The sequence below is a fragment of the Paraburkholderia phenoliruptrix genome, from assembly GCF_902859825.1.
Lineage (GTDB): Bacteria > Pseudomonadota > Gammaproteobacteria > Burkholderiales > Burkholderiaceae > Paraburkholderia > Paraburkholderia phenoliruptrix.
This window is the reverse complement of the sequence record NZ_CADIKB010000003.1, coordinates 19,720-32,148: the sequence shown is the minus strand read 5'-3', so window position 1 is coordinate 32,148 and position 12,429 is coordinate 19,720. Positions and strand designations below refer to the sequence as shown.

Sequence of the window (12,429 nt, the reverse complement as noted above, 5' to 3'; positions counted from 1 at the left end):
GAAGTCATTTCGCCGCAGCCTCGACGTGCTCCAGGGACTCGACGGCCTCAACGGGCTCGAAGGCCGCGGACCCGGCCGTGGCGGTCACATGCTTGCCTTCCCACTTCGCGATCACCGCCGTCGCCACGCTATTGCCGATCACATTCGTCATCGTGCGGCCCATATCGAGTATCTGGTCGATGGCGAGCACCATGGCCACGCCTGCAACCGGAAGATGAAACATCGGCGCCACCGCCGCGACCACCACGACCGAACCGCGCGGCACGCTCGCCATGCCCTTGCTGCTCAGCATCAGCACGAGCAGCATGAAAATCTGCTGCGACACAGGCATGTCGACGCCGAACGCCTGTGCAATGAAGATCGCGGCGAAGGCCTGGTACATCATCGAGCCGTCGAGATTGAATGCATAGCCGAGCGGAAGCGTGAAGCCGACCACTTTCTTGTCGACGCCGAATTTCTCGAGCTGCTCGGTCAGGCGAGGATACGCGGCCTCGCTGCTCGCGGTCGAAAAGGCGAGCATGGCGGGTTCGCGCACGGCTTTGAGGAGCGGCACGATGCGGCGCCCGAGGAACAGATAGCCCGCGCCGATCAGCACGGCCCAAAGAATCAGGAGGCCGAAGTAAAAGGAGCCGATCAGCTTGCCGTAGGTGTAGAGCACGTCCACGCCGCGCAGCGTCACCGCGGACGCGATCGCGCCGAATACGCCGAACGGCGCAGCGCGCATCACGTAGTTGGTGAGACGCAGCATGACCGGCACCATTCCGTCGATGGCCTGAATGACGATCATCACGCGCTTGTCCTGCTTCAGCGCACCGAGCGCGATGCCGAGGAAAACGGAGAACACGAGAATCTGCAGAATGTCGTTGCGCGCCATGGCGTCAAGCAGACTCGTCGGGAATGCATGCGTGATGACGTCCTTGACGTTCAATGCGGACGTGTTGAGCCCGGTGCTGACTTCACCGGCGCTCTCCACGAGATGCAGGCCGGCGCCCGGCTGCAGCAGGTTGGCGAGCCCGAGGCCCAGGCCGAGCGACAGCAGCGACGCGCAGAAGAACCACGCGACGGAGCGCAGCCCGATCCGGCCCACATCCTGTCCGCTGTCCATGCCGGCGAGCCCGGAGACGAGCGTGGCGAACACCAGCGGCGCAATGATCATCTTGATGAGGCGCAGGAAAATATCCGTGACGATGGAAAAGTATCCGGCCACGGCCTTGGCCGTCGCGGCGTCGGGCAGGCTCTTATGGCATAGATAGCCGGCAATGACGCCGAGCACCATCCCGGCGGCAATGTGCAGAGTGAGGCGATTTTTCATTTCCATCCGTCCTTGAGTGACGCGCCGCGCGGGCGACGCGGGCGCGATGCGCGAGAAGCGATCGGGCGCGGCAGCATGGGCGCCGCACCACCGTCGGAACGGATGGTAGAGAAGAACAAAAATGTCTTAATGCCGGTCCTGCATGTCGTCATGCGAATTTCGCATAACGCGGGATAACCCTAGCCGGCCACGGGCGACACTTCGCGCAAATACTGCCAAAGCGCCTCGATAAACTCATTGCGGTTCGAGGCGTCGCGATACACGCGCAGTTCAACCTGCAGATTCCACACGGACGGACCGGCTGCTACCAGTTGATCGCTGTCGAGTTCGGCGGCAATGGCGCTTTTCGGCAGCCATGCAATGCCTTCGCCTTGCAGAACCAGCTTCTTGAGGACCTCGGCCATGTCCGATTCGTAATGAAGCCGTAATGCAGGCGGCGCCGAAGCGCGGCTCAGCAGAAGCGCGACGCAGCGGCCAAAGTAGCTCGTTTCCGTGTAAGAGATATGCGGCAGCGGCTCTTTGGGCGTGCCGGGCAGCCGGAACGACGGCGCCAACCGCTGATTCGGCCGGCTCACCGGCATGAGCGTGTCGATACCCACGGTGACATGCTCATACCGCACCGGGTCGAGGTGCAGCGGCAGTTCCGGGTGATGGTAGGCGAACATCAGTTCGCAATTGCCGTTCACGAGCATCAGGATCGAATCGTGCACGTTGGTCGGCACGACGCGCGCGCGGACCTCGCCGAAGCGCGCCGCGAGCGCCTTCAGCCACGACGGCAGGAAGTTGAGCGCAATGGTATGCCCCGCCGCGATCTGCAGGCTCTTGCCCGCGATCCGCTGTTCGGTGCGAATGATCGCTCGGGTATCGAAGAGCTTCTCCAGCGTGTCTTCGGCCACCTCGCGAAAGAGCTGGCCTGCCGGCGTCAGCACAGGCGGAAAACTGCTGCGGTCGATCAGCTCCGCACCGACCCATTGCTCGAGCGACTGAATCCGCCTGCTGAATCCGGATTGCGTGACATTGCGGAATTCCGCGGCGCGCGAAAAGCTCTGATATTGCGCGAGCGCGATGAAGTCCTCGATCCACTTGATTTCCATACGGGTAGGCGGCGCGTGGCAATAGCAGGCCGGTTCGGCGGTACCGGCATTCTACGCCGGCAAAATGCGCGTTCAGCGGCAACGCGCCGCTTACAGCCCGGCTTTCATCGCGTTCAGAAAGTCGCCGAAAGATTCATGGCTGTTGACCGCGTCGATCATGTCGGTAAGGAACCAGGGAAGAATCAACTGCGTGTCGGGATCGCTGACGCCGACGCTCAATACCGGCGGCTTCGACGCCGGCGCGGCGCGCGGCGGGTTTTGGGCGGTGCGCATTGCAGGTGTGTCGGCGCCTGTATCGGCGGCGGATGAAACGTGCTGCGCGACCGGCTCGCCAGCCGGCGGCCATGCCGACGAAGAACAGGCGGCCAGCAGCAACGCCAGGGCAGCGGCGGCGGTCGCGGTAGCAGTAACGTGGAACAGCTTCATGATGTGAACTCCGGCCACATCACTTCGGCCACATCACTTCGACCAGATCACCCGGCCGTCGGTTTCGTCGATGCAGGCTCGGCTTCCCTTCGCGCTGAGCGCCGCGCAATGGGTGCGGCCTGCGGCAACGCGGCAAGCTGCCATGCCGTTTCTTCTGGTACGCTGCGCCCTTTGCAACAGCTTGCATTCGACTCGATGGAAACCCCTTTCAACGATCGCGGCGTGTCGGTCACCCGCAATGCGCTTTCATCCGCTGGGCAGGTCTTTCCGCTGCGCGACATTGTCGGCGTTCACGTCGTCACCATACAAAAGAACAAGGTTTTGCCGATCACCATCTCGGTCGTGGGACTTGTCGGCGCGATTGTCGGCGGCTTGCTGGGCGTGCCCGCCGGCCTCGTGTGCGGCGTGATGCTGGTCGTCGTCGGCTGGCTCACGTGGGCCACGCAGGACATCACGCACCGTTTGATGGTGCAGACGGCCGACGGCGAGCGCGAGGCGCTCTCGAGCGTGGATCGCGATTTTGTCGAGCGCGTCGGCGCGGCCGTGAACGAGGCCAAGGGCGCAGCGGCTGCGGCTTCCGCCGCGCAGAAAGTTTGAGTAAGTGGCCGAAACAAGCGGCCGAAACAAGCGACTTGACCCGGCGAGTCAACTGAGCGAGCTGAATCACCGAGTCAAATCAGCGAATCCGAGCCCGCGCCCGCGGGCTCATTCAACAGCCCTCGGCAACGTCCGCGCGCGAGACACCCGCCACGCACATCGCGGCCTCCGCGCCGCGCCCTTCACACATCTTTGCAAGTGCCCGCCGACGCACGGGTAGAGTCGCCGCTCCTGTTATCGCGCGTCCCTTTCTGCAGGCCTCGCGATGCGTCGCTTTTCTCCGCATAGCCGCCGCATGCCTCGCCTTTCGCACGGGAGCGCCCTTTTTTGCGAGCGTGCTCATGTCCCTGCTTACTCTCACTGGTTGCGCCGCGCGCCGGCATTTGCGCCGGCATTTGCGCCGGCATTTGCGTCGTCATGGGCGCCGTTTCGGCGCCCTCGTGCTCTTCGCGGCGGGCACGCTGACCGCGCTTGGCGGTTGCGCGGTCAATTTCCCGACGCCCACGCCGCCGGCCCCGAGCGTTTCGCTCATCAACGGCGGCAAGGACGGCGTGCTGATCCCGCTGCACGTCGAGCGTGCCGATGAAGACCACGCGCGTCTCGGCCTGCCCGTCGAACTGGACGGCAAGCCGGTCTACGTCGCGCTCGATACGGGCACGCAAGGCGTGCGCGTGCTGAAGTCGGTGCTGCCGGGCTCCAGTTATGCGAGCGCCGCGCCGGCAAGCACGCTGCTGCTCGCGAACGGCGCGCAGGTGTCGGGCGCCGCCGTCAAACTACCGATGCGCGTGGCCGGCTCCCAACCCGTGCAGATCGACGCCCAGGCCGTGGACACCGTGAGCTGCCAGCCCACGTCAAAACGCTGCGTCGCAATGGACGGCTACACCGGCGAATTCGGCTGGGCGTTTTCGGGGCTCTTCGGCGTCGGTGCGGCGCAGCCCGACGACAGTTGCTGCACGCATCCGCTGCGCGCGCTCGCCGGCCACATCGGCGAGCGCTATCTGGTGCACGCCGCGTTCGGCAAGCCGTATGTGCTGCTGAGCCCGTCGAGCGCCATCACGAAGGACTACACGATGGTGCCGATGACGGTAGCGAAAGACGGCACGCTGCAATGGCCGCGCGGCTGCATCAACGTGGGCGACAAGATGACGTTCTGTGCGCCGCTCGTGTTCGCGACCGCGAGCACCGGCATGATCCGCGTGGAAACCGACACCGCGCCGAACTGGACCGGCGACGACAGCATCGGCAAAGTGCTCGCGCAGGGCAATTACAACGCGGCGATCGGCTCCGGCGGCTGGGTGCACCGCTACGACGATGCGCAGGTCGCCATCGTCAAGGCAAGGCCGGGCGCGAACCGCATCGTAATCGGTCTGATGGGCATGCAGAATATCGACGTGCTGTTCGATTTCCCGCGCGCGCAACTGGGCCTTTACGCGAGCCAGGCCATCGAAAAGCTCACGCCCTGAGCGCATTCGTGCAACGAAAAGGCCGTGCGTCGCTGCAAAACGCACGGCTCTGGTTCCTGCAGACGACGTTCAGCTCAGCTCGAGCGGCGTCACGTGCCAGATATCGCGGGCATACTCGGCAATGGTTCGATCCGAAGAAAACTGGCCCATGCCCGCCACGTTTTCAATCGCGCTTTCGGTCCACGCCCGCTTGTCGAGGAAACGCGCATCCACGTCGTTTTGCGCTTTTGCAAACGCGGCGAAATCGGCGAGCACCATGTAGTGATCGCCCCAATCCACCAGCGTGTGGAAAATATCCGAGAAGCGCAGTGGATCGTCCGGCGAGAAGTAGCCGCTGCGAATCTGGTCGAGCGCCATGCGCAGCTCGGCGTTCTCTTCGTACACTTCGCGCGGGCGGTAACCGGCGGCGCGCAGGTTGTCCACTTCGTCCGCGGTGTGACCGAAGATGAAGATGTTTTCGCGGCCCACGGCGTCGCAGATTTCGATGTTCGCGCCGTCCATCGTGCCGATAGTCAACGCCCCGTTGAGCGCGAGCTTCATGTTGCCCGTGCCCGACGCTTCCGTGCCGGCCATCGAGATCTGCTCGGACAGATCGGCGGCGGGAATGATGAGCTCCGCCACGCTCACACCGTAGTTCGGCACGAACACCACTTTCAGACGGTCGCCGATCAGCGGATCGTGATTGACCTTCTGGGCCACATCGCCGATCAGTTTGATGATCGTCTTCGCCATCCGGTAAGCGGAAGCCGCCTTGCCCGCGAACATCACCACACGCGGCACCCAGTCGCGCTCCGGATTCGCGCGAATCTGGTTGTAGCGCACGATCACATGCAGCACGTTCAGCAACTGCCGCTTGTATTCGTGAATGCGCTTCACCTGCAGATCGAAGAGCGCGTCCGGATTGAAATGCAGCTTCGTGTGATGCGCGAGCCGCTGCACGAGCCGCAGCTTGTTGTGGCGCTTCGCTTCACGGAATGCCTCGATGAAACTGCTGTCGTGGCGCAACTCGCGCAATTGCTCCAGCTCGAACAGATTGCTGCGCCAATGCGTGCCGATTCGCTGATCGATGAGCGAAGACAGCGACGGGCTCGCCTGCGAAAGCCAGCGCCGCGGCGTAATGCCGTTCGTCACATTGGTGAAGCGCTCCGGATAAATGCGCGCGAAGTCGGCGAAGATGTCGCGCGTCATCAGTTGCGAATGCAGCCTCGACACGCCGTTCACCTTGTGGCTCGCGACAATCGCCAGATACGCCATGCGCACGCGCCGCTGCCCATATTCGTCGACGAGCGAAATGCGGCGGATCATCTCGCCGTCGTGACCCGACTGCTCGCTCACATGCTTGAGAAAGCCCGCGTTGATCTCGAAGATGATCTCCAGATGCCGCGGCAACAGCCGCGACAGCATTTCCACGTCCCACGTTTCCAGCGCCTCGGGCATCAGCGTGTGATTCGTGTAGGAGAAGATCTGCGTGACGTGCTTCCACGCCTTGTCCCACGGCAGATGATGCACGTCCACGAGCAAACGCATCAGTTCCGGAATGGCCAGCACCGGGTGCGTGTCGTTCAGGTGCACCGCGACCTTTTCTGAGAAGCGCCCGAAGGTGCTGTGCGTGCGCTGATAGCGGCGAATCAGATCCTGCATGGTCGCCGACACGAAGAAGTACTCCTGACGCAGCCGCAACTCGCGGCCGGCCGGCGTGGAGTCGTCCGGATACAGCAGCCGCGACACGTTCTCCGACATGTTCTTCGTATCCACCGCGTTGCGATAGTCGCCGCGGTTGAAGGCGCCCAGGTCGAGTTCGTCGGTGGCGCGCGCCGACCACAAGCGCAGCGTGTTGGTCGCGTCGGTCGCGTAGCCGGGAATCACCGTGTCGTACGCGGTGGCGTTCACGTGCTCCGTGTCGATCCATTCGACCTGATCGCCGCGCTGCACGGTGCGTCCGCCAAAATGCACGGTGTACTTGATCTCGGGCCGCGGAAACTCCCACGGATTGCCCGCGCGCAACCAGTAATCCGGCGCCTCGACCTGCTCGCCGTTGACGATTTCCTGACGGAACATGCCGTATTCATAGCGGATGCCGTAGCCGAAGCCAGGAATGCCGAGTGTCGCCATCGAATCGAGAAAACACGCCGCCAGCCGGCCGAGACCGCCGTTGCCGAGCGCGGCGTCCGGCTCGATGTCGATGAGCGCGTCCATGTCGACGCCGAGACTCGCAAGCGCCTCCTTCATCTGATCGTGAATGCCGAGCGCGAGCAATGCATTCGTAAAGGTCCGGCCGATCAGGAATTCCATCGACAGGTAGTAGACGCGCTTGACGTCCTGTTCGTATTGCAGGCGCGTGGTTTTCATCCAGCGCGCGACGAGCCGGTCGCGCACGGCAAGCGCCGCGGCGTGCAGCCAGTCATGGGGATGCGCAGTGACGGCGTCCTTGCCGACGCCGTACATCATGCGATTGGAAATTGAGCGCCGTAGCGCGTCGACGGTACTGTTGAGCTGGTCGAATTCCAGATCGACGGCTGTCATCGAAGCCTCCGGGTAAAAACGCCGCGACATACGCGAACCGCACAGATGACGGACGGGAGGCGCGTGCCGGTCGGGCGGGTTAAGAAATCAGAGTAGGACATTTTACGACTCCCGGATGTCGGCGAGAGCGGGTGCTCCTCACGCACATGCCGTGCCCGCCTGTGTCCACCGCCGCATGGGACGACGCCCGCGGCAGCGCACGCGCGCGGTGCACGAGGCGTGTGAACGGGCACTGCGCGCGTGCATCAGGCTGTTTCGGCAGTGGGGCCAAAGTGTGAAGACGGCGGCCGCGCGCGTGACATGATGCGACGCGGATCGCGGGACATCGCACATGACACAGCACATCGGACAGCGCATGACATCCACGCAATTTTTTTTCGACCGGTGACGCGCGCATGACTGCTCGCTGTGATCGCATCGGACCGGTTCATCTGCCAGGTCCTGTGCACTTCAAGCGACCGCTCGCGCGGGCAAACGACAGCGGACGCCGCGCGTGAGCGAAGGCGCATCCCGAGTTCGAGCACGCCCGGCGGGGCTGACAGTTAGTTGCATATACATAGACATGGATCCAGGTTTCATGCCGCTTACAACGCGTGCGCTGCCCTGCACGATTGCCGCGTCTCTGTAACAATCGCTTCATTCGCCGCGCGGCGACCCGGACGTGTGCCCAACCGGCTCCGCGCTTCCTCCCGTTCATACCCGCTTGCCGCCCACGCACCGCCTTTCTGTCGATGCGGCGCCTCGGCATGCATTGACCCGACGAGCCACGCCTTGTCCGATCGACTCAGCGACGCGTGCGCGCCGCCCTTCCCCGCGGATGCCCCCATGTCCGCCGCCAACCGCCGCGCGATGGCGGCGATCATGCTCGCCGTCGCGCTCGCCACGCTCGACACCGCGATCGCCAACACCGCGCTGCCCGCCATTGCCGCGGATTTGCACGCGGCGCCCGCGGCCTCGGTGTGGATCATCAACGCCTACCAGCTCGCGATGGTCGCCACGCTGCTGCCGCTTGCCGCGCTCGGCGACATCGTCGGACACCGGCGGATTTATATCGGCGGGATTGCGCTGTTTACGCTGGCATCGCTCGCCTGCTCGATGGCCCCGACGCTGCCGATGCTCGCCGGCGCCCGCGTGCTGCAAGGCTTGGGTGCGAGCGCGATCATGAGCGTGAACACCGCGCTGATCCGCTTTCTCTATCCGCCGCACCGGCTCGGGCGCGGCCTCGGCACGAACGCGCTGATTGTGGGCGTGTCGTTTGCGGTGGGACCGACGGTGGCCTCGCTGATTCTGTCGGTTGCCTCGTGGCCGTGGCTGTTCGCGGTCAATGTGCCGCTCGGCCTATTGGCGCTGACCTTCGCGTGGCCTGCCTTGCCGCACACCGAGCGCGGTACGCACCACTTCGATCCAATTGCCGCGCTGCTTAACGTGGTGACCTTCGCCGCGCTGATCTTTGCGCTCGGCGAAGGCGCGCAGCGTGCACCGACGCAGCTGGTCTGGGGCGCCGCGGCAGTGACGCTCGTCTTCGGCGCGCTGCTGATTCGCCGGGAAGCCGGCCACCCCGCGCCCATGCTTCCCGTCGATCTGTTCAGGCGGCCGGTGTTCGCGCTTTCCGCGGTGACGGCCGTCTGCTCGTTTGCCGCGCAGGGGCTCGCGTTCGTGTCGCTGCCGTTCTATTTCGAGGACGTCCTGCATCGCAGCCAGGTCGAAACCGGCTTTCTGATGACGCCGTGGCCCGTCGTCGTCGCGTTGGCGGCGCCGCTCGCGGGGAGTCTATCGGACCGCTATCCGCCGGGGCTGCTGGGCGCAGTCGGGCTCGCGGTGATGTCGGCGGGCATGGCGTCGCTCGCGCTTTTGCCGGTGCATCCACATGTGTTCGACATCGGTATCCGCATGGCCATTTGCGGCGCGGGTTTCGGCTTTTTCCAGTCGCCCAATCTGAAAGCGCTGATGGCCAGCGCGCCGCCCGAGCGCAGCGGTGGCGCCAGCGGCATTGTGGCGACTGCGCGGCTGCTCGGGCAGACCACCGGCGCGGCGCTCGTCGCGTTGAGCTTCGGCATTGCGGGCCGGCATGGGCCGACGCTCGCACTCGGCGCCGGTGCGTTCTTCGCGGGAGCGGCGAGCCTCGCAAGCGGGCTGCGGCTTCTCGCGCCGTCGCATCGCGCGGGCGCGCCGGCGAAAGCTGCGGCGAAATAGACAGCGGGCGCGCTGTTCGCACAGCGCGCCCGCTTTTTTCGTGGGTCGGTACCGGTCTGGCAACTTCTCGCGGCATGCCGGTCCGCTGTGGCGCTCAACGTGACGGAAACCTCTCGCGCAATAAGTCGCGCTGAATGGCTCCAGGTCCCGCTGAATAGTTCGCGCCGCCCCTCATCAACGCGCGGCGAAATACGCCTTCACGGCCGCAATAAACGTGTCGATGCCCTCACGCGACACGTCCTTATGCGTGACAAAGCGCGACGCGTACAGCATTTGCGTGAGAATGCCGCGCTCCTTCAGCCACGCTTCGAGCGGCGCGCAATGCTGCTGCGGAAACTGCGCGAACACCATGTTCGTCGCCACGGACTGCACCTTCACCTGATCGATGCTTTCCAGCCCTGCGGCCAGATGCGCGGCGTTCGCATGGTCGTCGGCGAGACGCTCGACGTTGTGATCCAGCGCGTACAGACAGGCCGCGGCGAGCACGCCCGCTTGCCGCATGCCGCCGCCGAGCACCTTGCGCCAGCGGTGCGCCACGTCGATCAGCGCACGGCTGCCGACCAGCACTGAGCCGACCGGCGCGCCGAGCCCTTTGGAAAAGCAGATCGACACCGAATCGAACGGCGCGCACAGCGCCGCCACCGGCTTGCCCGATGCGACGGCCGCGTTGAAGACGCGCGCGCCGTCCAGGTGAGCCGACAAGCCGCGCTCGCGCGCGAGCTGCACGGCTTCGGCGACATAGCCCTCGGGCAGCACCTTCCCGCCGATGGTGTTTTCCAGCGCCAGCAGCCGGGTGCGCGCGAAGTGGTTGTCGATCGGCTTGATCGAGGCCGCGATCTTGTCGAGCGGGATGGAGCCGTCGGCGGCATTTTCCAGCGGCTGCGGCTGGATGCTGCCGAGCACCGCCGCGCCGCCGCCTTCGTACTTGTAGGTGTGCGCCAGCTGCCCGACGATGTACTCGTCGCCGCGCGCGCAATGCGCCATCAGCGCGGCGAGGTTGCTCTGCGTGCCGCTCGGAAAGAAGAGGCCGGCTTCCTTGCCGGTGCGTTCGGCGAGGGTGGCTTGCAGACGCAGCACGGTCGGGTCGTCGCCCCAGACGTCGTCGCCTGTTTCGGCGGCCGACATGGCCGCGAGCATCGCAGGGGTCGGGCGGGTTACGGTATCGCTGCGCAAATCGATCATTGTGTGTCCCAGTGCGTCTTTCGAGTGAGAGGCCATGACGGTCGGCCGGCCCGCCGCTTCGCATGGTGCTTGGCTCGCTGCGGATGTTGCCGCTTAATTGCCGCTTGGTTGCCGCTCAGTTTGCTGCCAGGCGCGGCGCCGGCTCGTGAGCCACACAGTGTATTCAATTTGCGCGGCCCTCGCAGAACCGCGCGCGTGCCGGATGAGCCGGCAGGTCCGGCTCGGCGCGCTACTTCGGCAGCCAGGCGAGGGGATCGACGGGCTGGCCGTTCTGGCGAACCTCGAACTGGATTGCGCCGACGCCGTGGCTATCCACGCCCACTTCGCCGATGGTCTGCCCTTGCGCGACCGCATCGCCTTCCTTCACGAGCAGCGTGCTGTTCTGCCCGTAAGCGGTAATGAGCGAATCGTCGTGCTTGATGATGATGAGCGGGCCGTAGGCCTCGATGCCCGAGCCGGCATACACCACGCGACCGGTGGCGGCCGCCTTGACCGGATCGCCGGGACGTCCGCCGATGACGATGCCGTTCGACCTGCCTGGCGCAAATGTCTTGAGGATCGGCCCGCGCAACGGCCATTGCAGCACGCCCTGCTGGGCGCCCTGGCTGGCCTGCGGGTTGAGCTGCGGGTTGGCCTGCGGGTTGACCTGGCCACCCGGCGCGATCGCGCCGCCGGGTGCCGTGGCCGGATTGGGTGCGACACCGACGGGCGGCGCGAGCACGCTGCCGGAGGCCATCGGCGGGGCGACGCGCAGCACCTGTCCGGGCGCGACGGCCGCATTCACGGGCAGACCGTTCCATGTCGCCACATCCTGCGTCCTGTGGCCGTATGCCGAGGCGATCCCGGCGAGCGTATCGCCGGGATTCACACGATAGAAGCCCGCCGGAACCGGCACGGTGCCGAGCGTGGTCGGCCGCGACTGCGTGTTGCCGTAAAACGGTGTGCTGTCCCACGGCATACTGGTGCAGCCGTTGAGCAGCGCGCAGAGCGCGCCCCCCGCGAGCACACGGGTCGCAGCCGCTCCAGTCCCCGTCCATTGCCATGGTCTCGTCATGTGATTTTCCTCGACATTCTTTGATTCAATCTTGTGATTCGATCGACTTCAATCGATGCCCTTAGCATTCGCCGTGCCGCAGCGGGCGCGCCGGCATGCCGGCATCTGCAAGACTCAGACGCTGCCCTCCGCCTCGACCACGAGAATGCGCGCGGCGCCGAGCGGATGCGCGACATGCTCCGTGCCGACCGACGCATAGAAGACATCGCCGGTTTCGAGAATCGCCGCCTGTTCGACGCCGTCTTCGCGATAGCGCATCTCCACGCGGCCGTCGAGCACGGCAAAGACTTCCTCGCCGTCGTTGACATGCCACTTGTACGGCTGATCGGTCCAGTGCAGGCGCGTCGTGATGCCGCCCATATTGGCGATGTCGAGCGCGCCCCAGGCGCGCGTCGCAGTGAAGCTCTTGCTGCGAATGATCTTCATGGTCCCAAAGGCACTCGGTGTAAAGACTGCGCGAAGGCGGCGCCCTGCCGCGCCGGCCGCTCGCGTGAGCGTGAACGTGATACCGCGGCCGCAGGAGGCCGCGCGCGCCGCGGTGTCGAAGGCTCATTATAAGTCGCGTCGCCGGCACGCCTCGCGCAC

10 protein-coding genes are annotated in these 12,429 nt (G+C 65.2%); 3 read left to right on the top strand and 7 right to left on the bottom strand.

All coding sequences use genetic code 11. From position 1 onward, the window contains the following. Positions 1 to 4: 4 nt before the first annotated feature. The 3 genes from HV711_RS04775 to HV711_RS04765 all read right to left on the bottom strand — a co-directional run bounded on the left by HV711_RS04775 (position 5) and on the right by HV711_RS04765 (position 2,832). Complete coding sequence (locus HV711_RS04775; RefSeq protein ID WP_035478255.1) at positions 5 to 1,312, bottom strand: dicarboxylate/amino acid:cation symporter; 1,308 nt, start codon at positions 1,310 to 1,312, stop codon at positions 5 to 7. Positions 1,313 to 1,491: 179 nt separating this feature from the next. Then, positions 1,492 to 2,406, bottom strand: coding sequence for a LysR substrate-binding domain-containing protein (locus HV711_RS04770; RefSeq protein WP_014972997.1), 915 nt, complete (start codon positions 2,404 to 2,406; stop codon positions 1,492 to 1,494). A 90-nt stretch (positions 2,407 to 2,496) separates the two neighbouring features. Next, the gene (locus HV711_RS04765; RefSeq protein WP_028360285.1) at positions 2,497 to 2,832 is read right to left on the bottom strand and encodes a hypothetical protein; all 336 of its coding nucleotides are present in this window, start codon (positions 2,830 to 2,832) and stop codon (positions 2,497 to 2,499) included. A 195-nt stretch (positions 2,833 to 3,027) separates the two neighbouring features. Between HV711_RS04765 and HV711_RS04760 the strand changes: the two genes are divergently transcribed. Then, positions 3,028 to 3,429: a DUF6232 family protein gene (locus HV711_RS04760; RefSeq protein ID WP_035478253.1), complete on the top strand. Its 402-nt coding sequence runs from the start codon at positions 3,028 to 3,030 to the stop codon at positions 3,427 to 3,429. Between the two features lie 341 nt (positions 3,430 to 3,770). Further along, a complete protein-coding gene (locus tag HV711_RS04755) occupies positions 3,771 to 4,892 on the top strand; it encodes a hypothetical protein (RefSeq protein ID WP_035477938.1) in 1,122 nt (373 codons plus the stop codon). Positions 4,893 to 4,961: 69 nt separating this feature from the next. Here HV711_RS04755 and HV711_RS04750 read toward each other — a convergent pair whose 3' ends face one another. After that, positions 4,962 to 7,415, bottom strand: a complete 2,454-nt coding sequence (locus HV711_RS04750; RefSeq protein WP_028360288.1) for a glycogen/starch/alpha-glucan phosphorylase — start codon at positions 7,413 to 7,415, stop codon at positions 4,962 to 4,964. An 825-nt stretch (positions 7,416 to 8,240) separates the two neighbouring features. Between HV711_RS04750 and HV711_RS04745 the strand changes: the two genes are divergently transcribed. After that, a complete protein-coding gene (locus HV711_RS04745; RefSeq protein ID WP_082201387.1) occupies positions 8,241 to 9,608 on the top strand; it encodes an MFS transporter in 1,368 nt (455 codons plus the stop codon). Between the two features lie 174 nt (positions 9,609 to 9,782). On the opposite strand, the gene ltaE is transcribed toward HV711_RS04745, so the two are convergent. The 3 genes from ltaE to HV711_RS04730 all read right to left on the bottom strand — a co-directional run bounded on the left by ltaE (position 9,783) and on the right by HV711_RS04730 (position 12,270). Next, a complete protein-coding gene (ltaE, locus tag HV711_RS04740; RefSeq protein WP_035477936.1) occupies positions 9,783 to 10,790 on the bottom strand; it encodes a low-specificity L-threonine aldolase in 1,008 nt (335 codons plus the stop codon). A gap of 229 nt (positions 10,791 to 11,019) precedes the next feature. Then, on the bottom strand, positions 11,020 to 11,844 hold the full coding sequence (locus HV711_RS04735; RefSeq protein ID WP_051223926.1) for a peptidoglycan DD-metalloendopeptidase family protein: 825 nt from the start codon (positions 11,842 to 11,844) through the stop codon (positions 11,020 to 11,022). Between the two features lie 114 nt (positions 11,845 to 11,958). Next, entirely contained in the window at positions 11,959 to 12,270 is a 312-nt protein-coding gene (locus HV711_RS04730) for a cupin domain-containing protein (protein ID WP_013591694.1), read from the bottom strand. Positions 12,271 to 12,429 lie beyond the last annotated feature (159 nt).